This window comes from Sphingomonas abaci, from assembly GCF_014199625.1.
In the GTDB taxonomy this organism is placed as follows: domain Bacteria; phylum Pseudomonadota; class Alphaproteobacteria; order Sphingomonadales; family Sphingomonadaceae; genus Sphingomonas; species Sphingomonas abaci.
In genome coordinates this window covers 390,668-412,025 of the sequence record NZ_JACHNY010000002.1, presented here as the reverse complement: position 1 = coordinate 412,025, position 21,358 = coordinate 390,668, and the positions used below count along the sequence as shown (strand labels likewise).

The 21,358-nt window shown below is 68.9% G+C and carries 19 protein-coding genes; 11 read left to right on the top strand and 8 right to left on the bottom strand.

Features of this window, described 5'->3' with window-relative positions; translation table 11 throughout:
* Positions 1 to 2: 2 nt before the first annotated feature.
* Both GGQ96_RS06980 and phhA read right to left on the bottom strand, forming a co-directional pair.
* Complete coding sequence (locus tag GGQ96_RS06980; protein ID WP_184112946.1) at positions 3 to 1,202, bottom strand: amino acid aminotransferase; 1,200 nt, start codon at positions 1,200 to 1,202, stop codon at positions 3 to 5.
* Positions 1,199 to 2,062 carry a phenylalanine 4-monooxygenase gene (phhA, locus tag GGQ96_RS06975; RefSeq protein ID WP_184112944.1) on the bottom strand — a complete coding sequence of 288 codons (864 nt, stop codon included), beginning with the start codon at positions 2,060 to 2,062 and terminating at the stop codon, positions 1,199 to 1,201. Before phhA ends, GGQ96_RS06980 begins: the two co-directional genes overlap by 4 nt.
* Positions 2,063 to 2,156: 94 nt before the next feature.
* Between phhA and GGQ96_RS06970 the strand changes: the two genes are divergently transcribed.
* The 7 genes from GGQ96_RS06970 to GGQ96_RS06940 all read left to right on the top strand — a co-directional run bounded on the left by GGQ96_RS06970 (position 2,157) and on the right by GGQ96_RS06940 (position 11,437).
* The gene (locus GGQ96_RS06970) at positions 2,157 to 2,627 is read left to right on the top strand and encodes an Lrp/AsnC family transcriptional regulator (protein ID WP_184112942.1); all 471 of its coding nucleotides are present in this window, start codon (positions 2,157 to 2,159) and stop codon (positions 2,625 to 2,627) included.
* A gap of 111 nt (positions 2,628 to 2,738) precedes the next feature.
* On the top strand, positions 2,739 to 4,349 hold the full coding sequence (locus GGQ96_RS06965) for an FAD-dependent oxidoreductase (protein ID WP_184112940.1): 1,611 nt from the start codon (positions 2,739 to 2,741) through the stop codon (positions 4,347 to 4,349).
* 229 nt (positions 4,350 to 4,578) lie between these two features.
* Positions 4,579 to 5,406, top strand: a complete 828-nt coding sequence (locus tag GGQ96_RS06960; RefSeq protein WP_184112938.1) for an alpha/beta fold hydrolase — start codon at positions 4,579 to 4,581, stop codon at positions 5,404 to 5,406.
* 54 nt (positions 5,407 to 5,460) lie between these two features.
* The gene (locus GGQ96_RS06955) at positions 5,461 to 6,051 is read left to right on the top strand and encodes an NADPH-dependent FMN reductase (protein WP_184112936.1); all 591 of its coding nucleotides are present in this window, start codon (positions 5,461 to 5,463) and stop codon (positions 6,049 to 6,051) included.
* A gap of 150 nt (positions 6,052 to 6,201) precedes the next feature.
* Positions 6,202 to 9,249, top strand: a complete 3,048-nt coding sequence (locus tag GGQ96_RS06950; protein ID WP_184112934.1) for a TonB-dependent receptor — start codon at positions 6,202 to 6,204, stop codon at positions 9,247 to 9,249.
* Positions 9,249 to 10,262, top strand: coding sequence for a phytase (locus GGQ96_RS06945; RefSeq protein WP_184112932.1), 1,014 nt, complete (start codon positions 9,249 to 9,251; stop codon positions 10,260 to 10,262). The genes GGQ96_RS06950 and GGQ96_RS06945 overlap by 1 nt, the downstream gene beginning before the upstream one ends.
* Before the next feature lie 11 nt (positions 10,263 to 10,273).
* Complete coding sequence (locus GGQ96_RS06940; RefSeq protein ID WP_246360228.1) at positions 10,274 to 11,437, top strand: alkaline phosphatase; 1,164 nt, start codon at positions 10,274 to 10,276, stop codon at positions 11,435 to 11,437.
* Positions 11,438 to 11,509: 72 nt separating this feature from the next.
* Here the strand turns inward: GGQ96_RS06940 and GGQ96_RS06935 are convergent, their stop codons facing one another.
* The 6 genes from GGQ96_RS06935 to GGQ96_RS06910 all read right to left on the bottom strand — a co-directional run bounded on the left by GGQ96_RS06935 (position 11,510) and on the right by GGQ96_RS06910 (position 18,739).
* Positions 11,510 to 12,934: an efflux transporter outer membrane subunit gene (locus GGQ96_RS06935; RefSeq protein ID WP_184112930.1), complete on the bottom strand. Its 1,425-nt coding sequence runs from the start codon at positions 12,932 to 12,934 to the stop codon at positions 11,510 to 11,512.
* Entirely contained in the window at positions 12,931 to 13,821 is an 891-nt protein-coding gene (locus GGQ96_RS06930; protein ID WP_184112928.1) for an efflux RND transporter periplasmic adaptor subunit, read from the bottom strand. The genes GGQ96_RS06935 and GGQ96_RS06930 overlap by 4 nt, the downstream gene beginning before the upstream one ends.
* 7 nt (positions 13,822 to 13,828) lie before the next feature.
* Positions 13,829 to 14,056: a DUF1656 domain-containing protein gene (locus tag GGQ96_RS06925; RefSeq protein ID WP_184112926.1), complete on the bottom strand. Its 228-nt coding sequence runs from the start codon at positions 14,054 to 14,056 to the stop codon at positions 13,829 to 13,831.
* Entirely contained in the window at positions 14,053 to 16,008 is a 1,956-nt protein-coding gene (locus GGQ96_RS06920) for an FUSC family protein (protein ID WP_184112924.1), read from the bottom strand. Before GGQ96_RS06920 ends, GGQ96_RS06925 begins: the two co-directional genes overlap by 4 nt.
* 5 nt (positions 16,009 to 16,013) lie before the next feature.
* A complete protein-coding gene (locus tag GGQ96_RS06915) occupies positions 16,014 to 16,466 on the bottom strand; it encodes a MarR family winged helix-turn-helix transcriptional regulator (protein WP_184112923.1) in 453 nt (150 codons plus the stop codon).
* A gap of 137 nt (positions 16,467 to 16,603) precedes the next feature.
* A complete protein-coding gene (locus GGQ96_RS06910; protein WP_184112921.1) occupies positions 16,604 to 18,739 on the bottom strand; it encodes a TonB-dependent siderophore receptor in 2,136 nt (711 codons plus the stop codon).
* Positions 18,740 to 18,959: 220 nt separating this feature from the next.
* Here GGQ96_RS06910 and GGQ96_RS06905 point away from each other — a divergent pair, with 220 nt between their 5' ends.
* The 4 genes from GGQ96_RS06905 to lysA are packed head-to-tail and all read left to right on the top strand — an operon-like array spanning position 18,960 to position 21,289.
* The gene (locus tag GGQ96_RS06905; RefSeq protein ID WP_184112919.1) at positions 18,960 to 19,223 is read left to right on the top strand and encodes a hypothetical protein; all 264 of its coding nucleotides are present in this window, start codon (positions 18,960 to 18,962) and stop codon (positions 19,221 to 19,223) included.
* Between the two features lie 10 nt (positions 19,224 to 19,233).
* Positions 19,234 to 19,755: an SAM-dependent methyltransferase gene (locus tag GGQ96_RS06900; protein ID WP_246360225.1), complete on the top strand. Its 522-nt coding sequence runs from the start codon at positions 19,234 to 19,236 to the stop codon at positions 19,753 to 19,755.
* Entirely contained in the window at positions 19,752 to 20,036 is a 285-nt protein-coding gene (locus GGQ96_RS06895) for a hypothetical protein (RefSeq protein ID WP_184112917.1), read from the top strand. Before GGQ96_RS06900 ends, GGQ96_RS06895 begins: the two co-directional genes overlap by 4 nt.
* Positions 20,033 to 21,289, top strand: coding sequence for a diaminopimelate decarboxylase (lysA, locus tag GGQ96_RS06890; RefSeq protein WP_184112915.1), 1,257 nt, complete (start codon positions 20,033 to 20,035; stop codon positions 21,287 to 21,289). The genes GGQ96_RS06895 and lysA overlap by 4 nt, the downstream gene beginning before the upstream one ends.
* The last annotated feature ends 69 nt before the right edge of the window (positions 21,290 to 21,358 follow it).

The following is a 21,358-nucleotide window of genomic DNA, read 5'->3' as shown; positions in this document are numbered from 1 at the left end:
TATTACCCTTTCAGGTGCGGAAGGAGCGCGGCCACGAAGCGGGCTACGGTCTCGTCATTGAGGCCGGCGATGTTGATCCGTCCGGAGTCCGGCATGTAGATGCCGTGCTCGGCGCGCAGCGCCGCGACCGTCTCGCGGCCGATCGGCAGCAGCGCGAACAGGCCGTCCTGCCGCGCGATCGGTGCCAGGGCGGGATGGGCAGCGCCCAGGATCGCCCGCAAGGACCGAATGCGCCCGCACATCTGCGTCAGTTCGTCGCGCCAGTCCGACGTCAGCGCGGGCTCCTCAAGGATGGTCCGCACGATCGCGGCGCCATGGTCCGGCGGCATCGACCAGAGACTGCGCGCCAGGACCAGCATGTTCTCCCGGACCGGCAAGGCCATGGCGGGGCGGTCGGCCTGCACCCACAGGGCACCGACCCGCTCCCGGTACAGGGCGAAGTTCTTGTCGCAGCTATAGGCGACCATCGCTTCCGGCACACCGTTCAGGACGACGTGCATGCCGGCGGCGTCCTCTTCCAGCCCCTGCCCCAGCCCCTGATAGGCCAGGTCGACAAGCGGGATCAGGCCGCGTCGGGCGATCTCCTTCGCCAGCACCGCCCATTCATGATGCGCAAAGCCGGTCCCGGTCGGATTGTGGCAGCAGCCATGCAGCAGCACGACATCGCCGGCCCGAGCCTGCGTCAGACCCGCCAGGAACGCGTCGAAATCGACGCGCGACTGCGCGGCGTCGTAATAGGCCTGGGTCCGCACCGTCAGGCCTGCGGCGCGGAAGATGGGGGCATGGTTGGGCCAGGTCGGCGTTCCGATCCACACCGCGCGCTCCGCATCGGCGACTGCGATCAGCTCGGCGGCAAGCCGCAGGGCGCCTGTGCCGCCCGGCGTCTGCACCCCGGTGATCCGGCCATCCGCCGCCAGGGCACCGCCGAGCGCGATGGGCGCCAGCAGGTCGGTGAAGCGCTGATCGCCTTCCGGACCGAGATAGCTCTTGGTGTCCTGGGTCGCGAGCAACCGCGCCTCGGCCGCCTTGACCGCGCGCATGACCGGTGTCGCCCCCGTCGCATCGCGGTATACGCCGACGCCGACATCGATCTTGCCCGGCCTGGGATCGGCGCGGTGCAGGCCGATGATGGCGAGCAGCGCGTCCGGCGCCTGACGTTCCAGCCGGCCGAACAGCGGCGCGTCGTCGAGTTGCACGCTCATGCCCCGTCCTTCGTGCGGGCATAATGCTGCGTGCCCCGCGTGTAGACACGATCGGTCGGCAGGATCGCCTCGATCTCGATGTCGGACGCTCCGTGCAGTTCGTCGTAGATCGGGCCGAAGTCGGTGTTCAGCGTCTGGTCGAGCAAATTCTCGAAGCTGTCGATGACAAAGTAGTTCTGCTGGAAATCGTCGATGCGATACTTGGTCCGCATCAGCCGGCGCAGATCGAACCCGATCCGGTTGGGCGACGGGTCCTCGAGCGCGAAGATCGATTCGGAGGACGACGACACGATCCCCGCGCCGTAGATCTTCAGCTCGTCACCGGACTTCACCAGTCCGAATTCGACCGTGTACCAGTAGAGCCGCGACAACCGGTCGATCGCCCCGGCCGCGGCGGCGCGTTGGCCGCCCTGGCCATAGGCCTGCATGTAATCCGCGAAGACCGGGTTCACGAGCAACGGCACGTGACCGAACACGTCGTGGAACACGTCCGGTTCCTGCAGATAATCGAGCTGGTCGGGACGGCGGATGAAGTTGCCGGACACGAAGCGGCGATTGGCCAGATGGTCGAAGAACACATCGTCCGGCACCAGCCCCGGCACCGCGACCACCTGCCAGCCGGTTGCCTTCATCAGGCGATCGGACAGCTCCTCGAAGTCCGGGATGCCGGGCTTGGACAGTCGCAGGACGTCCAGCCCCTCCAGGAACTCCGGCGTCACCCGGCCGGGTAGCAGCCTGACCTGCCGCTCGAACAGCGTGTCCCAGGTGGCATGATCCTCCTGCGAATAGGCCCCCCAATTCTGAGGGATGGTCCAGTCGGTTGCGGCGCCGTCGGGGCGGATCAGGGATGTGTCAGCCATGGACGGAGAATGCCACGGACCGATGCCGAATGCGTTCCAATATTACGCCGATTTGCGGGTGTCATGAAACGGATTGCGCGATAATAGAACATTGATGAAACAGGCCTGTCACCTCGACGCGATCGACCGACGCATTCTGTCGCTGTTGCAGCAGGACGCGACTCTCACCCATGCCGATCTCGCGGAACGAGTCGGCGCTTCGGCGGCGTCGTGCTGGCGGCGGGTCAAGGCGCTGGAGGCGGCCGGCGTGCTGATCCAGTCCGTCCGGCTCGTCGATCCCCACAGCGTCGGCCGGGGGGTGAACGTCCTGTGCAATATACGGATGAAGAGCCACGCCGTCGACGACCGGCGCAGCTTCGAGGCGTTCGTCAACACCAGGCCCGAGGTCATCGAGTGTTTCTCGATGTCGGGGGATTGGGACTATCTCCTGCGCGTCGCGGTCGCCGATGTGGCGGACTATAACGACTTCCTCATGCATTCCCTGCTGGGACATCCCGCCGTCGCGGGCGGATCGTCGCACTTCGCCTTGTCGATGACGAAATACACGACCGCCTTGCCGGTGTGACCCCCGGCTTCGCAGCGGCTCGCTCCCGCCATTGGTCGCCTCAGCTCCGTTCCGTCCGGTTGCGAAGGCGAAACGATCGGGATAGCCTTTGCCCCGAAAGGGGACCAGCGCATGGAGACAATCGGACGCGATCTCAAAGAGATGCAACGCATCCCCTTGGCACCGGGCCATGTCGCCGCCCTGCGCGCCGCCGGGGTGGATCGGCGCTACAAGGCCGGCGACTGGCTGGCCGAGGTCGGCGCGCCGGCCGACCGCTTCGTCTATGTCGAGGCGGGCGAGGTCGAGGTGGTCAATCCCTTCACCGGCGACCGGCTGGTGCCGTCCACGCTCGGCCCCACGCAGTTCATGGGAGAGGTCTCGCTGTTGTCGGGCGGCAATTGGTCGATGCCGATGCGGGCGGTCAGCGAAACGCAGGTGATCGAGGTGCCTCGTGATCGGATGCTGCACTTGATGTCCGCCATCCCGGAAATGTCCGACATCGTCATCACCGTCCTAGCCGCCCGCCGCCGTCGCCAGCTGGAGAGCAGCGACGCGATGCTGGTGCTGGTCGGCGAGGAGGATGATCGGGCGGTCCGCCAGGTCGCCGAGTTCGCGGCGCGCAACCGCATACCCTATCGCTCGCACCCGGTCCGCAGCGTCGAGGCGGCGGCCGTCGCGACCAGCTGCGGCACGCCGGCCGACGCGCCGGTCGTGGTGTTCGGCCGCGACCTGGTCGTGACCGACCCGACGCCGGAAAAGGTCGCGCGGCTGCTCGGACTCGACCAAGACCTGCCCGACGATGCCGCATTCGACGTGCTGATCGTCGGGGCCGGACCGGCCGGGGTCGCGGCTGGCGTCTATGCCGGCGCCGAGGGACTTCGCGCGCTCGTCGTCGACGAGACGGCGATCGGTGGTCAGGCCGGCACGTCGAGCCGGATCGAGAATTACATGGGCTTCCCGACCGGAATATCCGGTGGCGATCTGGTCTGGCGCGGCGAGATCCAGGCGATGAAGTTCGGCACGCGCTTCGTCATGCCGCGACGGGTGGCGTCGCTCGAAACGCTGGAGGCCGGCGGCTTCTGCGCGACGTTCGCCAATGGCCAGCGCGTCCGCGCCACCACCGTGGTGGTCGCCACCGGCGTCCAGTACCGCCGCCTGCCGATCGATCGCCTGGCGGCGTTAGAGGGGTCGGGCATCTACTATGCCGCGACCGAGAGCGAGGCGCGCTTCTGCCGCGATGGCGAGGTGGTGGTGATCGGTGGCGGCAATTCCGCGGGACAGGCAGCGATGTACCTCAGCCGGGTGGCGCGCCGCGTCCGGCTGCTCGTGCGCGGGTCGACACTCGCGACCTCCATGTCGCACTACCTTTCGAGCCGGCTCGCCGCGGATCCGGCGATCACGATCGACTATGGCGCACAGGTCACGGCGGTGCACGGCGATGCCACGCTGGAAGCGGTGACGATCCGGAACCACGAAGGCGAGCGGACGATCCCGAGCTGCGCCATGTTCGTGATGGTCGGCGCGGCGCCCAATACAAGCTGGCTCGCCGATCTGGTGGCGCTGGACGACAAGGGCTTTATCCTGACGGGCACGGCGGTCGGGGCGGACTCCCCTTATGCGACCTCGTGTCCGGGCATTTTCGCCGTGGGCGACGTCCGCGCCGGCTCGACGAAACGGGTCGCCTCGTCGGTCGGCGAAGGTTCGGTGGTCATCTCCAAGGTCTGGGACGCGGTGAGGCGATAGGACCCGGTCCGGCGTCGCGGCCGGCGGTCGGCATGCCGTTTTCGGCAACGGTGGGGTGCCATCCTTGCCATTTCGTCGCGCCGCCGACTGCGCCATCTTGCTGAAGACGCCGCATATGTCATTGTCTTTGAAGGAGCTTAGAGATGATCGACCATCCCCCTGGAGTCGTCCTCGTCGACGCCGCCCGATCTCTTTCGTGTGCGTACCCATCGAACCACGGAGACCGACCATGAGCTTCATCACCACCACCGACGGCACCGAGATCTTCTACAAGGACTGGGGTCCGCGCGATGCGCCGGTCATTCACTTCCACCATGGCTGGCCGCTCAGCGCCGACGACTGGGACGCGCAGATGATGTTCTTCCTCGACAAGGGCTATCGCGTGGTGGCGCATGACCGGCGCGGCCACGGCCGCTCGTCGCAGTCAGCGACCGGGCACGATATGGACACTTACGTCGCCGACGTGATCGCGCTGACCGATGCGCTCGATCATCGGGGCGCGATCCATGTCGGCCATTCGACCGGCGGTGGCGAGGTCGCCCGCTATGTTGCCCGGGCCGCGCCGGGACGGGTCGCCAAGGCGGTTCTGGTCAGCGCGGTTGCGCCGATCATGGTGCGCACCGACAGCAACCCGGACGGCGTGCCGATCACGGTGTTCGACGATGTGCGCCACCAGACCGCGACCAACCGCGCGCAATTCTTCTATGACTTCACCCTCCCCTTCTTCGGCTACAACCGCGAAGGCGCCGAGGCGAAGGAGGGCGTGCGTCGCAACTGGTGGCGTCAGGGTATGCAGGGCAGCGTGCTGGCGCATACGTTGGGCATCAAGGCCTTCTCCGAGACCGATTTCACCGACGACCTGGCGGCGATCGCAGTGCCGACCCTGGTCATGCATGGCGAAGACGATCAGGTCGTGCCGTTCGCCACCACGGGCAAGCGGTCCGCCGACATCGTCAAGGGCGCGGTGCTGAAATCCTATCCCGGCTATCCGCACGGCATGCCGACCACCCATGCGGACCGGATCAGCCCCGATCTGCTCGCGTTCATCGCGGGCTGAGCGGAACCGCGGGCGGGCCGATGGTCCGTCCGCGTCCTCAAGGGGAGTGACGCCATGGCCGACCGCATATTGATCTTCTACGGCTCCTATCGGGCGGATCGACAGGGCATCCGGCTCGCCGACTATCTGGTGCGTGCCTTCGCCGAGCGCGGCGCCGCGCCCGAGCTGATCGACGCCAAAGCGATCGGCCTGCCGATGCTCGATCGCATGTACAAGGAATATCCCAAGGGCGAAGCGCCGCCCGCGATGGAGGCGCTCGCGGCCAAGATCCGCGCTGCCGACGCCTTCGTCTTCGTCACCGGCGAGTATAATTGGGGACAGCAGCCCGGCCTCAAGAATCTGACCGACCACTTTCTCGAGGAATGGTTCTGGCGCCCCGCCGCGATCGCCAGCTATTCGGCCGGCCGCCTCGCGGGCGCCCATGCCAGCGTCGCATGGCACGGCACGCTGAGCGAGATGGGGATGGTCGTGGTGTCGAGCACGCTCGCCGTCGGCAGCATCGGCCACGCGCTCGACGCCGACGGCCACCCGACCGGTGACGGCGGTGCCGCTCTGGCCCGGGCCTTCCCGCGCTTCGCCGACGATCTCGGCTGGTGGACCGCCGCCGCCCGCGATCGGCGCGCCAGCGTTCCGCCACCCTATTGATCAGCGGACACCGGTCGTGACGGTCGCGGCATGATAGCCGCCGTCATCGAATCGTCATCGCGCTTTCATGCAAGCGACATGGGCCGGTCCTAGTCGCACCCCAACGGGCGAGCGGAGTACCGCCGCCGAAATCTTTGGGGAATCAGCATCATGCAGACCAATCCGCGCTGCCGCGCCGCCCGCACGCTCGCCTGCGCCCTGCTCGCCGGTTGCGGCCAGGTCGCGCTGGCGACGCGTGCGGCGGCGGCCGACGGGCCGGCAGGCGTGGCCGCCGATGCGCCGGACGCCATGCCGGGCAGCGTCCAGGGCAGCGTCACCCGCACCGACGGCGATTATCTCGATGGCGCGTCCGTTTCGATCCCCGCAATCGACCGCACCACGACCGTCGACCGTTCCGGTCGCTATCGCATCGGCAATCTGCCGGCGGGCACCTATGACCTGGTCGTCCGCTATGTCGGCCTACCCGACCAGCGCCTGTCGGTGACCGTCGGTGACGGCACCGTGACGCAGGACGTAACGGTCGGCGGGACGATCGCCGGCGCGCCCGACAGTGGTGGCGAGATCGTCGTGACCGGATCGCGGCCGATCGCGGAATCCGAGGCCGCGGCGCTTCAGATCCAGCGGACGAGCGACTCGCTCGTCTCGGTCGTGGCCTCGGACTCGGTCGGCCGCCTGCCCGACCAGAACATCGCGCAGGCGGTCAGCCGCCTGCCCGGCGTCGCGGTGCAGCGCGACCAGGGCCAGGCCCGTTACATCAACCTGCGCGGTGCGCCGATCAATTGGACGACGCTGTCGTTCGACGGGATCAACGTCGTCAGCCCCGAGGGCCGCGACGCCCGCTTCGACAGCATCCCCTCCGCCATCGCCTCGCAGATCATCGTCCGCAAGGCGGTGACCCCAGACATGACCGGCGAGACCATCGCGGGCAATGTCGACATCATCACCCGCTCCGGCTTCGACTATCCCGGCTTCAAGGTGCAGGCCAAGGGCGGGGTTGGCCATGTCGAATTGGGCAAGAAGACCGAATATGAGGGTTCACTGGTCGTCTCCGACCGGTTCGACACCGGCATCGGCGAATTCGGCCTGGTCTCCTCAGCCAGCCTCTATCGCCGCGGCATGGTGACCGACAATTTTGAAACCGATTGGGAAGCGGTGGGCGAGGATCGCCGACCCGGCTACCAGGACCGGATCTGGGCGCGCGAGACGGAGAACAAGCTTTACCGGCTGACCCGCAAGAACTACGCGTTGTCGACCCGGCTCGACTGGCGGCCGGAGGGCGGCGCTTCGCGCCTGTTCGCCGAAACCATCTATTCGGCTTTTCAGGACGACGAACTGCGCAACAACTATATCTTCGATCTCGACGATCAGCAGTCGCGCACGCCCAGCGGCACCGCCGCCTGCACCGTCAGCGCGACCCCGCCGGCCGGCACCACCGGCTATGCCGATGTCTGCAACGGCAACACGCCGCTGCGCGGCACCGTGTATGGCATCGACCTCAACTCCAACTTCACGGTGCGCACGTACAAACAGTCGGTGTTCACCAACACGATCGGCGGCGACCATGAACTCGGCGACTGGACGATCGCGTGGCGCGGCAATTTCACCCGCTCGATCGACGACCGGACGCAGCCCGCGCAGCTCAACTATGACAGCCCTGGCTTCGGCTCGAACGGCGCCAGTGCCGGCAACCGCCTAACCGTCGGCTATGACCTGTCCGACCCGCAGCTCGCGCAGGTCGCACTGTACCGCACCGTCCGCAACGCCAACGGCACCTTCGCGCGGGGCGATCGGGTGATCGCCATCGAGGATTTCCCGCGCACCCTGTCGCGCCTCCGCTCGCTGAAGGCGAAGGACGTGACCAAGGCGTACACCGCCAAGCTGGACGTCACGCGCGAAACGACGCTCGGCGATCTGCCGGTGACGTTCGCCGCCGGCCTGCGCTATGACGATCGCACCAAGATATCCCGCGACTACCTGCTCGAGCTGAACAGCGCCGCGCAATTCGCCGCCGCCGGCATCCCCACCGGCTATTCGGCGATTGCCATCCCCGGCGACTTCCAGGGGGAGATCCCGCTCGGCTACACCTTCCAGTATTTCGGGCGCGACAAGATCCTGGGGCTGGTGGATCAGGCCAGGACGGTCGGCCGCTACACCCTCGTCAGCGACAATTTCTACGACGTCGAGGAAAAGGTGTATGCCGGCTATGCCATGGCGACCGCGACTCTGGATTGGGGCAGCATCGTCGGCGGCGCGCGCGTCGAGCATGTCCGCAACATCAGCCGGGCCAACGCCGCGATCGGCCCGGTCCAGGTCGCGTCCGACGCGACGCTGGTCTATCCCAGCCTGCACTTCAACTGGAACGTCAACGACCGGATGAAGGCGCGCCTGTCGTTCAACACCGGCGCGGCGCGGCCCGACTATGACCAGCTGCGGCCCAACTTCGCCTTTAACGACGCCAATCAGACGATCTCCGGCGGCAATCCGGACGCGAAGCCCGAAAAGGCGCGCGGCGCCGACCTCTACGTCGAATATTACACGATGCCGCGCGGCTTCCTGTCGGTCGGCGTCTTCTACAAGGACGTCCAGGACGTGCTGTTCGACGCCGATCGCACGTTCGGCAGCACGCTCCTGAACAGCGGCGGCGTTGATCGGTCGCAATATACCTTCTCGACCATCCTCAATGGTGGCGACGGATCGATCTACGGCATCGAGGCGGCGATCCAGCAGCAGCTCGATCCGTTCGTCGACGATCTGGGCCTGCCCGACTGGATGGGCGGCTTCGGCGTCCAGCTCAACGCGACGCTGAACAAGAGCCGCTCGATCACCCCGGACGGGCGCCGAATCCGCCTACCAGGCACCTCGGACGCGGTGTACAACCTGATCGGCTATTACGAGAAATACGGGTTCTCGGCGCGCGTCTCCTACCAGAACCGCTCGCCCTGGCTGGATGCGATCGGGTCGTTCGGCCCGATCAATGGCGTCGACCGCGGTATCGATGGCGGCGATTTCTACTGGGCGAAGGATGACGAGCTGGACACCAGCATCCGCTATGCCGTCACTCCCAACGTCGAAATCTACGGCGACTTCGCGAACCTGCTGAACGGCCCCGGCCGCCGCTATGTCGGCACCTCCCGATACACCATCGAGCATGAGACGTTCGGCCGCCGCTATACCGGCGGCGTGCGGGTGACCTTCTGATGGCGGCGTGGCTCGCGATGCTGCTGGCGCAGGCGACGACGCTTCCGACCCCAGGGGTATCCGTTCCCGCCGTGCCCGCCACGGCGGAGACGGCGCCGGTGGCGAGCGCCGACGATGCTGCCGACGATCCCGCGATCTGGCGCGACCCGCGTGCGCCGGAACGCAGCCTGATCGTCGCGACCGACAAGCAGGCCGGCATCCACGTCTATGACCTGACGGGCCGGCGCGTCAGCTACACGCCCGCGCCGCGCCTCAACAACGTCGACCTGCGCACCGTGGGCGGCCGCGTCATCGTCGCTGCCAGCGACCGTGCGGACCCGGCCCAGGCGCATGTCGCGCTGTTCCAGCTGGACACCGAGGCCGGCCGGCTGGTGCCGCTCGGCCGGCTGCACGTCGGAGCGGGCGAAGCTTATGGCATGTGCCTGTGGACACGCGCGAAGGACGGCGCGCTGTTCGGTTTCGTCGTGCTGAAGGACGGACGCATCGACCAGATCGCCATCGACACCAGCGGCCCCGCGCCGGTGGTGCGGACGGTGCGGTCGATGAAGCTCGGCACCCAATCCGAGGGGTGCGTGGCCGACGACCGCACCGGCCTGCTCTACGTCGCCGAGGAGGATGTCGGCCTCTGGCGCTTCGATGCCGATCCAGCGGGCCCCGTCACGGGTACGTCGGTGGTGGCGGTCGATGGTCGCCGGCTCGTCGCCGATGCGGAGGGGCTGGCGCTGGCGCCCAAGGGGCGCAAGGGCGGCTATCTCGTCGTGTCGAGCCAGGGCGACAATGCCTATGCGCTCTACCGGCTGCCGAACATGGCCTATGCCGGCCGCTTCCGGATCGATGGCGGCGCGATCGACGGAACGAGTGAGACCGACGGGATCGACCTGATGCTCGGCGATTTCGGACGGGACTATCCCCAGGGGCTGCTCGTCGCGCAGGACGGCGACAATGCGCCGGACACGCAGAACTTCAAATATGTCGGCTGGGCGGCGATCCGCCGCGCGCTGAAACTGCCTTGAGGAGATACCGGATGATCGCTCGGACAATGGCCGCGGCGCTGCTCGCGACCGCGCTGACGGGAGTCGGCGCGGCGGCGAAACCCGCGGCAAAGCCGGCCAAGGCGGCCAAGGCGGCCGCCGCGACGCGGACCACGCGTCCCCGCAACATCATCCTGTTCCTGGGTGACGCCGGCGGCATCCCGACGCTGAACGCGGGCGGCCTCATGGCGCATGATCGGCCGCAGGCGCTCTTCATCCAGTCGATGCCGCATATCGGCCTGTCCGACACCTCCGCCCGCAACCGCTGGGTGACCGACTCGGCCGCCGGCATGACCGCCATCATGAGCGGCCACAAGACCGACAACGGCATGGTCGGCATGGTGCCTGCCGCCACCGCCGGCGACGCGCCGGTCGCGGTCCCGTCGTTCATGGAGATCGCGCAGGCGCGCGGGCTGTCGACCGGCGTCGTCACCAATCAACCGATCTGGGACGCGACGCCCGCCGCCTGCTACGCGCACGTCCCCTCGCGCAAGGACAAGGACGCGATCTTCGCGCAGATGCTCGCCCCGCGCCACGGCAAGGGCGTCGACATCCTGATCGGCCGCGGCCTCGCCGACGCGAACGCCGCGTTCGCCAGGCGCGGCACCACCGCCGCCACCGCCTTCGCGCAGGCCGGGTACCGCTACGGCAGTGACCCGGCGCTGATCGCCCAGGCCCCGCGCGCAGCGGTGTTGCGCGACGCCGACTATGCCCCCACCCCGGCGGTCGAGGCGACGGTGCGTCAGCTCGCCCGCAACCCGAAGGGCTATGTCCTGATCGTCGAGTGGGACATGCACACCGACGACCCGATGACGGGCCTGCGCCACGTGGCGGAGTTGGACGCGATGATCCGCCGCATCCGCGCGGTCGCCGGTCCCGACACGCTGATCCTGTTCACCGCCGACCACAGCTTCGGCCTGCGCATGACCGGTGGCGATCGCGGCACCCCACTCGCCGCGCAATATGCCGCCGCCGCCGCCAAGCCGGGCGTGACAAACGCCACCAATCCTATCATCGGCGTCGTGGACAGCCACACCGGCGAGGAGGTCTTGGCCGCCGCCGACGGCCCCGGCGCGGAGGCCGTGCACGGCTTCTTCCCGAACACCCGGCTCTATCACGTGATGGTGGAGGCGTTCGGGTGGGTTGCGACGCAGTGAAGACCCGGCCGGCGTGGACGCTCCGTCCGGGTCGTTGACCGGCGCAGGGGGCGGACGCAGCAGCCGGACGGCTCAATCCTGCCAGCCGCCTCCCAGCGCCAGGAACAGTTGCACCTGATCGGCGGCCAGGCGGCTCTCGGCGGCGGCGAGGGTCTGTTCGGCCGCGATCGCGGTGCGCTGGGCATCGAGGACGGACAGGAAGCCGGTCCGGCCGGCGCGGAACAGCGTGTCAGCGTCCCGCGCGGCCTTGCGCGCTTCCGCATCCGCGTCGCGGAGCGCGGCGGTGCGGTCAAGGTCGCGGGCATAGACGGTCAAAGCGCTTTCCGTCTCCCCCAGCGCGCGCAGGACCGTGCCGTCGAACCGGGCAAAGGCCGCATCGCTCTCGGCACCGGCGGCGGCGATGCGGGCGCGGACCCGGCCACGATTGGGGAATTGCCAGTTGATCAGCGGCCCCAGCGAGAATTTATAGGTGTCGCCCGACAGGGCTCGCTCGGCCAGGCCGACCGAGCCGATCGACGCGCCCAGCGATATGTGCGGATAGAGGTCGCCCGTTGCCACGCCGATCCGGGCCGTGGCGGCCCGGAGCGCCCATTCGGCGCCGCGGACGTCGGGACGACGTCGCAGCAGCGCCGCCCCGTCGCCGATCGGGATCGGTCGGGCAAGACGGGGCTCGGCCGTGCAGGTGGCGACCTGGTGATCGAATTCGGCGGGCGGCCGGCCGGTCAGCGTCGCCAGGCGATACAGCGCCAGCCGGCGCGCCGCCTGCAATCCCGGCAGGCTCGCGCGCACCTGCGCCTCCTGCGCTGCCGAACGGGTCGCGTCGAGCGAAATGCCGCGCCCGCCCCGGACCAGGCGACGGGTCAGGCCGGTGGTCCGTGCCTGCAACGCCAGCGCGCGCTCCGCCACGCCGATCTCGCGCCCGGCCGAGCAGGCGTCGAGATAGGCGCGCGTCGTATCCGCCGCCACCGTGATGCGGACGCCGTCATAGGCGGCATGGGTGGCCGCCAGGTCGGCATCCGCCGCCTCGACCGCGCGGCGGATCTGGCCGACCAGATCGACCTGATAGGCGATCCCGGCGCTCGCTGAATAGACGAAGTTGCGAGGCAGCGGCGCGCCGGGCAGCAGTTCCTCCTCCGCAGAGCGCTGGCCATAGCCTGGTGCGGCCTGCAGACTGGCCTGGGGCTGCCGGTCCTGCGCGACGAGATCGACCGACGCCTGGGCTCGTGCGATATTGGCGGCGGCGACGCGAAGGTCGGTGTTCGCCGCCAGCGCCTGGGCCACCAGCCGGTCGAGCAACGGGTCCTGGTAGAGCCGCCACCAGTGATCAGGGACCGGCGCGAGCGCGGCGAAGGCCTGCTCGTCGCCGGCGACAAAGGGGGCCTTGGCGCTGGGACGATCGATCACCGCGGCGGCCGGGCGGTGATAGTCCGGCCCCACCGTCGAGCAGGCGGCCAGCAGGCCGGCGGCGAGCAGCGCGGCGGTGCGGCGCAGGGTCATGCCTGGGCCCCCGCGGCGCGCGGCAGAACCTCGACCGTCGCGGTGCGGCCGACCACCAGCGACAGATCGGCCGGCAGGCGATCGATCGCGATCCGCACCGGGATGCGCTGGGCCAGCCGCACCCAGCTGAAGGTCGGATTGACATTGGCGAGCAGGTTGGCGCCGGCGCTGCGCTCGCGGTCCTCGATGCCGCCCGCGATGCTCTGGACATGCCCCGCGATATCGCGATCGTCGCCCATCAGGCGGACGCGGACGGGATCGCCGACATGGATGCGGGGCAGCTTGGTCTCCTCGAAATATCCGACGATATGGAGCGAGCCACGGTCGATGATCGCGAATTCGGGATGGCCGGCATTGGCATAGTCGCCCGGCCGCAGATCGAGATTGGCGACGGTGCCGGCGACGCTGGCCCGGACTTCGGTGCGGGCCAGATTGAGGCGCGCGGTCGACAATGCCACCCGCGCCTGGTCGAGCGCGGCGACGAGCTGGGCGACCTTCGCGTCGCCCTGCTCGCGGACCTCGCCCGCGACGAGATCGCCGAGCGTCCGGTTGCGCCGCGCCTCCCGCCGCGCCTGCGCCAGCAGCGCCGCTTGCGCGGCGACGGCGGCCTGCGCCTGCGACACAGCCAGGCGGTAGCGCGGCGTGTCGACGCGGAACAGCGGCGTTCCAGCCTTCACCCATTGATTGTCGCGCACCAGCACATCGGTGACGAGCCCGGAGACATCGGGCGCGACCTGCACGATGTCCGCCCGTACCCGGCCGTCGCGGGTCCAAGGATCGGTCTCGTAATGCGCCCAGAGGCGACGGGCGGCGAACAGCGCGATCGCCACCGCTATCAGGGTCACGCAGATTCGCGCCGCGACACGGAAGGAAGGATGCAAGGTCATGGAATGATCAACCGAAAAGGGTCGCGGCGCCAGCGCCGCCGGTGAGGACGGCCGCGATGCCGGCCCAGAGGATGACGGTGAGCGCCACGTCGAACAGGCCGCGATGCCAGACGAAGCGATACAGGCGCATCCGGCCAGCCGCCCAGCCGATCGCCTGCGCCGCCATGAAGGCGAGGAAGGCGGCGATCAGCAGCGGATGGACGAACACGCCGGCCAGGTCGACATCGGCGGTCATGCCGCGACCCCCATCGCCTGCCATCCCGGCGCGGCGGGAAAGACGTTGCGACGCAGCCCGGTCAGCGCCGCCAGCGTCTCGGGATCGGCCTGCCCGTCGCGATCGGCTGCCAGGGTTTCACCAATGAGGTCATCGATCGCCCCGAGCAGCTCCGACGGTGGCGCGCCCTCGCCTGCCCGCGCGGATCGGCGGAACCACGCCGCCAGCATCCCTCGCAACGTCGCGCCCTGCGACGTCGAGGCGACATGCGCGAGGCTGAAACCCAACCGCAGCTCGCGCAGCGCCGAGGCGGCCGCCGCACGGTCACCCTCGTCCAGCGCACCCACCCGCGCCGCGATCAAACCCACCCGGTCGAGCATGCGCCCGCGCCAGGCCGGCAGCCGCGCCGGCCGGTCGGCCAGCGCCGCCAGATCGCGCCAACCGGCCCGGCGCAGGCGGCGGATCGCGGTCGCGGCGCCGATGCTTCGAACCACCTGCGTCACGACGATCGCCGCCGCGATCCCGACCAATTGCGCGATGTTGGCGTTGAAGAAGCCGACCGCGTCCGGCGTGTAGACGTTGGTGAGCGCAAGCCCGCTGGCGAACCCGATCATCATCGGCATCATCCGGCCATACCAGGCCGGGACCGCCATGATCGCGCCCAGCGGCAGCAGGCAGGGCGCGAGCGCGACGCAGAGCATCGCGAAGCCGTCGATCGCCGGCAGGATCGCGAACAGATACAGCGCGGCGAGCGGCAGCGACGCGATCGTCCAGATCAGGAAGCTGCGCTGCGCGGGCACCGGATCGTCGAGCGTCGCAAAGAAGCAGCAGACCACGGCCGCGATCATCGCCGCGATCGCCCCCTCCGGCCAGCCGGTGGCGATCCAGAACCCGCAACAGGCCAGGATCGTCAGCAGCGTCGCACCGGATGATACCAGCGCCAGACCATAGTCCCGGTGCAGGCTTCGCACGCTCTGCCCGGCGACGGCTGGCGGCGCGGCATCGGGAGCCGCGAGCGCCGCGACCAGCGCGCGCGTGTTCGACAATGCGTCGACCAGCTCGGCCAGCCGGGCGACCAGATTGAGCGCCAGCAGGCCGCGCCAATCGGCCGGGCCGGGCGCCGGCGGGACCCGCGGCGCGGGCTGGGTCGGATCGGTGGCCCAGGTCCGGACCTCTGCGATCGTCCGCGTCAAGTCGGGCTCCAGCGCGCCCTCGGCCACCAGGCTGTCGAGCCGGTCCTCGATCGCCGAGACCAGCGGGATAAGTCCGATCAACGCGTCCTGCAGGCCGACCAGAAGGTGGCGCGTCGGGCGGTTCCGCGCCGTGTCGAACGGGATGTGCGTCGCGATGACGTGCAGGTCGGTGACATCGGCCGCAAGCCGCCGCCGGTCCGCTGCCGAGCGCGACGTCGGCTCTGCCGACAGAACCTCGGCGATCCACGCCTCCGCATCGCCGAGCACGCTCCTGGCGCGCACCGCATAGGCGTCGGTGACCGGGCGCGGCCAGACGATGGAGTGGATCACTGCGGCGCAGATCACGCCGACCCCGATCTCCTGCACCCGAAGGACCGCGATGTCGAAGATCGCCTCCGGATGAGTGACCGACGGAAAGCCGACCAGCGCGGCCGTATAGCCAGCCAACATGAAGACATAGGATCGCGGCGTACGATCGAGCAGCGACACGAACTGGCACCCCGCCACCCACAGCGCCAGCGCCAGGCTGAGCACGGCCGGCGCGTTGACCAGGGTCGGCACGAGCAGCACGGTGACGACCGCGCCGACCACCGTGCCGATCAGGCGATACACCGCCTTCGACCGCACCGCGCCACTCAGCGGCTGGCTGGTGATATAGACGGTCGCCATCGCCCAGAACGGTCGTTCCAGACCGAGCGCAAAGGACACGAACAGGGCGAGCATGGCGGCGGCGAAGCAGTTGACGGAAAAGACCGTCTCGCGAAGCCCGATTCGGGGCATGGCGATCACTTCGCTTCGTCCCCGGTGCCGAAAAAGGCTTCCAGCCGCTCCAGTACGCGGATCGCGGCGACCAGGTCGCCTTCGTCGACCCCGGCGAAGACCTCGGCACGGATCGCGGCGGTCCGCGCCTCGACTTGCGCGGCGACCGCGCGCCCTGGGTCGCTCAGGCGAAGCAGGCGGGCGCGCTTGTCGGTTGCATCCACCGTCCGCTCGACCAGCCCGCTACGCTCCAGTTGATCGATCAGCGGCACCACCGACGGCGCCTCCAGCCCAAGCCGATCGGCGAGCACGCCCTGCCGCAACCCTTCCCCGGCCCGGCCGACCAGCATCACGGTCAATGCCGCCGTATGCGACAGCGCCAGCCCGGCAAGGCCACGGTCGAGATAGCGCTGATACGCCCGCGCCATGGGGATGACGGCGGCGGCGAAACGACGCTGGAGCAGCGAGGATGTCGGCATTGCAAATATATAGATTGCTATCTATCTAAAGGCAATGCCGTCTTGGCCGGTGCAGCGATACGCGCGCTCCCGTCACCCACCCGACCGATCGATCGGTCGGCCCGCGACCTGTGGCGACACTCCCGCCTGTCCGTGGCTCACATCGTGTAGCGCAGGCTGATCAGGGCGGTGCGGGGCGCGCCGAAATAGCAGCCCGTGGCCGAGATGCAGGTCTTGAGATAGCGCTTGTCGAACAGGTTGCTGACGTTGACCGCCAGGTTCGCCCCCCGCAACGCGGGCGACACCCTGGCCAGGTCGAACCGCAGCGCCGCATCGGCGATCGTCGCGGCCGGGATGCGATAGAGGTTGGCGGCATCGCCGTACAGTGCGCCGAAATAGGTCGCGCCGGCCCCGACGCCGACTCCGGTCAGCACGCCTGACCGGATGCTATAGTCCGCCCGCACCGACCCCTGATGGTCCGGCACGAAGGGCAGCGCATTTCCCTGGATCGAGACATTCGCCGCATTGGGGTTAGCCCGCAGCACGTCGGACTGGCTGAAGGCATAGGCGGCGATCAGGTTGAGCCCAGGCACGGGCGTCATCTTGGCCTCGGCCTCGATGCCGCGAACCCGCGCCTCGCCGGTCTGGGTGCTGAAGCGGATATCGGCAGGATCGGGCGTCAGCACGTTGGTCTGGCGCAGGTCGAACAGGGCCAGCGTCACCAGGCCCGGCATGGCGGGAAGCTGATATTTCAGCCCGGCCTCCCACTGCTTGCCCAGGGCCGGCGCGAAGGGGCGTCCGAGCCGGTCGGTCCCAGCGGCTGGCTGGAACGACGTACCATAGGCGACATAGGTCGCCATCTGGTCGAGCAGTCGGTAGGTCACGCCGACGCGACCGGTGAACTGACGGTCCTGCTGTCGCGCCTGGAGCGAGCGGCCACTGGCAACGGTCAGGGTATTGGTGGTGCTGTTCGCCCAGTCCTGGCGGCCGCTCGCCAGGACCGACAATCGACCCGCGATCCCACCATATTGCACATACAGGCCCGTCTGATCGCGATTTTGCCGGATCGTCGTGGCGATCGGCGGGCGCGTGGTGCCCCGTGTGTAGACGGGTGCGAAGACGTCGATCGCGGGTGCCAGCCGCAGCGCGCTCTCGTCATAGCGGGCACGTTCATCCTGATAGTCGAGGCCGACCAGCAATTCGTGCGCGATCGCGCCGGTCCGCCCACGCATGGTCATGCGGCTGTCGGTCGTCCAGACACGGCTGCGTTCCGGAAAGGCCCAGGCATAGCGGCTGAGGGTGCGGTCGTCGGCGGCGAGCGCGATCCCCTGCACGCGCTGCGTATCCGTCGTCACGTCGGCGAAGCGGATGCTCTGATCGAAGCGCAGCGCCTGGCTCAGCTCGCGATGCAGTTCCGCGCCGGCGGTGAATTGCTCGTTGTGGAAATGGTCGTAGCCGGGATCGCCGATGAACAGCCCGGGCGAGATGGAACCCAGGGGATTGGCGCGGAGCGTTCCCTTGACCGGCAGCGCGGGCGGCGCGCCGCCACCGTCCGACACGATGGTCTGATACTGGCCGAGCAGCGTGATCGACGTCGTCGCGTCGGGCGCGAAGCGCAGGGCCGGCGCGACGAACAGGCGCTTCTCGTCGAGGAACTCGGTCGGCGTGCCGCTGGTCCTGGCCAGTCCGGTCAGCCGGTAGGACAAGGGCGTGTCGCCGATCGGACCGCCGAGGTCGGCGCCAACCTGGACGCGGTCGAACGACGCCGCCTGCAACAGAATCTCGTGCAACGGCGTGTCGGTCGGCCGCTTGCTGACCATGTTGACGAGGCCGCCCGGCGCACTCTGTCCATAGAGCGACGAGGCCGGCCCCTTCAGCACCTCGATCCGCTCCAGGCCATAGGGTTCGATCCGCATCTGCGCATAGCCGCGCGCCCCGAACGGCAGCCGCAGCCCGTCCAGATAACGCGCGGGATTGAAGCCACGGACGATGATCCAATCGTGACGGACGTCCGTATCGCCATATTGGCCGACCACCCCGGGCGTGTTCTGGATCGCCTGGGTCAGGCTCTGGACGCCGCGCACCGCGATCTCCTCGGCGGTGACGGTGTTGATCGCCTGGGGCGTGAGCAGAATGGGCAGATCGGTCTTCGAGCCACTGGAGGTTTCGATGGGATAGGGACGCGCCGTCACGACGATATCGTCCGCCGACGCCATGGCGGAGGATGACTGAGCATGTGCGATCCCGGCGGCGGAGCACAGGAACAGGACGGCGAGCGACGATGAATTTCTCACGACACCCCCATTAACGATAATGACTCGCAATATTATAGTATAGGATGATGTCAATCCGCTATCGACCCGCTTGCCCCGACGGTCCGCGTCAGCCGCCCCGCGTCATGATTATGCCGTCGCTATGCGCTTCCCCGAAATCGATCTCGAAAGCCTATGCCCGGGTCCGTAGTTCGGCCGAGCGGGCGCAGGACGCCCGATCATGGAAGGTTGCCAGGGCGTCATGTCATCCGAACCCCATCCGGACCCCGAAGAGCACGGACCGGTCATCTATGTCGGCCAGGATACGGCCGGCCACTGGCTCGTGCAGGATAGCGGCGGGAAGCTGGAAGGCCGCTTCGTGTCGCGGAGCGCCGCGCTGCGCTTCGCCGAGGCCGAGCGGCAAATCTATCATGCGGCCGTGGAGATGGCTCCCGCGCCGCTGGTGCCGCTCGTCCCCTTCGGCCCGGTCGATGCCGTCGACCATGCGCTTTCCCGGGCCGCCTGAGGAGCGCGACATGACCATCGGATCAAAGACCGCCGCCGTGAGCGAACTTACGGCGACCGCCACAAGGCCCCCCGCCCTGACGATGCCGGGCAGCCGCAGCGCCATGGCCGACCCACGCTGGACGCCCGTCTGCACCGCGCTCGGCCGGCTGCGCGCCGATCGCCGCCGCGCCGTGCGCATCGTCGATGCCGATTGCGGCTGCGGCACGCTGCTGATCGCGGCGCTTCGACATGCGCGGGCGATCGGCTTCACCGCGGTCGAGGGTCGCGGCATCGACGGCTCCCCTGCAAGGATCGGGCGCGCGCGCGCCGCCGCGGCGCGTCTGCACGACCGGACCATCGGCATCGTCTTCGAGGTGGGGGACCCGATCGACGCCTTGGCGAGCGAGGCGGAGGTGCCCGCCGACATCGTGCTGTGGCACGGCGGCGGCACGGTCGACGAGCGTGCCGGCACAAGCGCGCGTCTTGCCGCGGCCGGCGATGTGGTCATCGACGACGATCGCGCCGCCCGCGCGGCGGCGGTGGCCGCATGACCCGCCGCGACCTGCAATGGAGAGCGGGGGGCTTCGCGTTACTAGCGTCGTCCTGCGCCATGGGCCTGGCGCTCGACGGATCGTCGGCGATCATCCTCTTCTTCCCGCTGGCGCTGCTCGGCCTGCCGTTGCTGATCCACGGGAAGCGCGTCGGCCAGCTCCTGCGCGCCGAACGGCGCGGTCATGGCCATACCGCCGACATCGTCCATGCCGCCCGCGTCCGACGCCGCCGGCCGGTCGGCGGCCGCGTCGAACATCGACACGCGAGGACGGAGCGATGAACGCCTTCGACTATCGCGACGGCGTCCTCCACGCGGAGGATGTCGCGCTGCCCGCCATCGCCGACGCCGTCGGCACACCCGTCCACGTCTATTCGGCAAGCGCGCTACGGCACGCCGCCCGCGCCTTCTCCTCCGCGATGGGCGGCCTGTCGTCCGCGCGGTTCGCGTTCGCGGTCAAGGCCAACCCCAACACCGCCGTGCTGCGGCTGCTGGCGGACTGCGGCTACGGCGCCGACATCGTATCGGGCGGCGAGCTGCGCCGGGCGCGGGAGGCCGGTATGGCACCAGCGGATATCGTCTTCTCCGGCGTCGGCAAGACCGACCGTGAGATGGCCGACGCGCTCGACGCGGGTATCGGCCAGTTCAACCTGGAACTGGAGGAAGAGGGTCGCGTCCTGGCGCAGCTCGCCAGCCTGCGCGGCAGGCGGGCGCCCGCAGTGCTGCGCGTCAACCCGGACGTCGATGGCGGGTCCCATGCCAAGATCACGACCGGCCGGCGCGAGAGCAAGTTCGGGGTCGACATCACGTCGGCGGCGGACCTGTACGACCGGTTGGCGCGATGCGACGGGCTCGAGCTGCACGGGGTCGCCCTTCATATCGGCAGCCAGATCAGCGACCTTGCGCCATTGGAGGCCGCCTATCGCCGGATCGGGACGCTGATCGTCGAGCTTCGGGCGCGGGGTCATCACATCACGCGGGTCGATCTGGGCGGAGGCCTTGGCATCCCCTACCGTCCCGAGGACCGGATGCCCTCGCTCGCCGACTATGCGGCGATGGTGGCGGGGCTCACGCGGGGCTGGGATGTCGGTCTCACCTTCGAGCCCGGGCGGATCATCACCGGACTCGCCGGCATCCTGCTGACGCGCGTGACATGGGTGAAGCCGGGCGCGATCCATCCCCTCGTCATCGTCGACGCGGCCATGACCGACCTTGCTCGCCCGGCGCTCTACAATGCCTATCATCGCTTTGCCGCCGTCACGCCCGATGGCACGACCATGACCGCCACCCTGGCCGGCCCGGTTTGCGAAACCGGCGACCTCTTCGGCGTGGGTCGATCGATCGACCGGGTCGGACGCGGCGATCTGGCGGTGTTCCACGCGACCGGCGCCTATGGTTCGGCCATGGCCTCGATCTACAACTGCCGCCCGCTCAGCCCGCAGGTGATGGTTGACGGCGGCGCCTTCACCATCGTCCGCGATCGCCTCTCGCCGCCGGAGGTGCTGTCAGCGACACCCGCCGCGACCGCGCCCTGAAAGCTGGGCTTGGGGTCGGAATAGCGCTGAGCGGTTTGCATCGGCCGGCGGCTTCGGCATGGGATGGCC

Excerpts from the sequence above, each read along its gene's own strand:
- GGQ96_RS06980 (WP_184112946.1), bottom strand. The coding sequence starts at position 1,202 with ATGAGCGTGCAACTCGACGACGCGCCGCTGTTCGGCCGGCTGGAACGT.
- phhA (WP_184112944.1), bottom strand. The coding sequence starts at position 2,062 with ATGGCTGACACATCCCTGATCCGCCCCGACGGCGCCGCAACCGACTGG.
- GGQ96_RS06970 (WP_184112942.1), top strand. The coding sequence starts at position 2,157 with ATGAAACAGGCCTGTCACCTCGACGCGATCGACCGACGCATTCTGTCG.
- GGQ96_RS06965 (WP_184112940.1), top strand. The coding sequence starts at position 2,739 with ATGGAGACAATCGGACGCGATCTCAAAGAGATGCAACGCATCCCCTTG.
- GGQ96_RS06960 (WP_184112938.1), top strand. The coding sequence starts at position 4,579 with ATGAGCTTCATCACCACCACCGACGGCACCGAGATCTTCTACAAGGAC.
- GGQ96_RS06955 (WP_184112936.1), top strand. The coding sequence starts at position 5,461 with ATGGCCGACCGCATATTGATCTTCTACGGCTCCTATCGGGCGGATCGA.
- GGQ96_RS06950 (WP_184112934.1), top strand. The coding sequence starts at position 6,202 with ATGCAGACCAATCCGCGCTGCCGCGCCGCCCGCACGCTCGCCTGCGCC.
- GGQ96_RS06945 (WP_184112932.1), top strand. The coding sequence starts at position 9,249 with ATGGCGGCGTGGCTCGCGATGCTGCTGGCGCAGGCGACGACGCTTCCG.
- GGQ96_RS06940 (WP_246360228.1), top strand. The coding sequence starts at position 10,274 with ATGATCGCTCGGACAATGGCCGCGGCGCTGCTCGCGACCGCGCTGACG.
- GGQ96_RS06935 (WP_184112930.1), bottom strand. The coding sequence starts at position 12,934 with ATGACCCTGCGCCGCACCGCCGCGCTGCTCGCCGCCGGCCTGCTGGCC.
- GGQ96_RS06930 (WP_184112928.1), bottom strand. The coding sequence starts at position 13,821 with ATGACCTTGCATCCTTCCTTCCGTGTCGCGGCGCGAATCTGCGTGACC.
- GGQ96_RS06925 (WP_184112926.1), bottom strand. The coding sequence starts at position 14,056 with ATGACCGCCGATGTCGACCTGGCCGGCGTGTTCGTCCATCCGCTGCTG.
- GGQ96_RS06920 (WP_184112924.1), bottom strand. The coding sequence starts at position 16,008 with ATGCCCCGAATCGGGCTTCGCGAGACGGTCTTTTCCGTCAACTGCTTC.
- GGQ96_RS06915 (WP_184112923.1), bottom strand. The coding sequence starts at position 16,466 with ATGCCGACATCCTCGCTGCTCCAGCGTCGTTTCGCCGCCGCCGTCATC.
- GGQ96_RS06905 (WP_184112919.1), top strand. The coding sequence starts at position 18,960 with ATGTCATCCGAACCCCATCCGGACCCCGAAGAGCACGGACCGGTCATC.
- GGQ96_RS06900 (WP_246360225.1), top strand. The coding sequence starts at position 19,234 with ATGACCATCGGATCAAAGACCGCCGCCGTGAGCGAACTTACGGCGACC.
- GGQ96_RS06895 (WP_184112917.1), top strand. The coding sequence starts at position 19,752 with ATGACCCGCCGCGACCTGCAATGGAGAGCGGGGGGCTTCGCGTTACTA.
- lysA (WP_184112915.1), top strand. The coding sequence starts at position 20,033 with ATGAACGCCTTCGACTATCGCGACGGCGTCCTCCACGCGGAGGATGTC.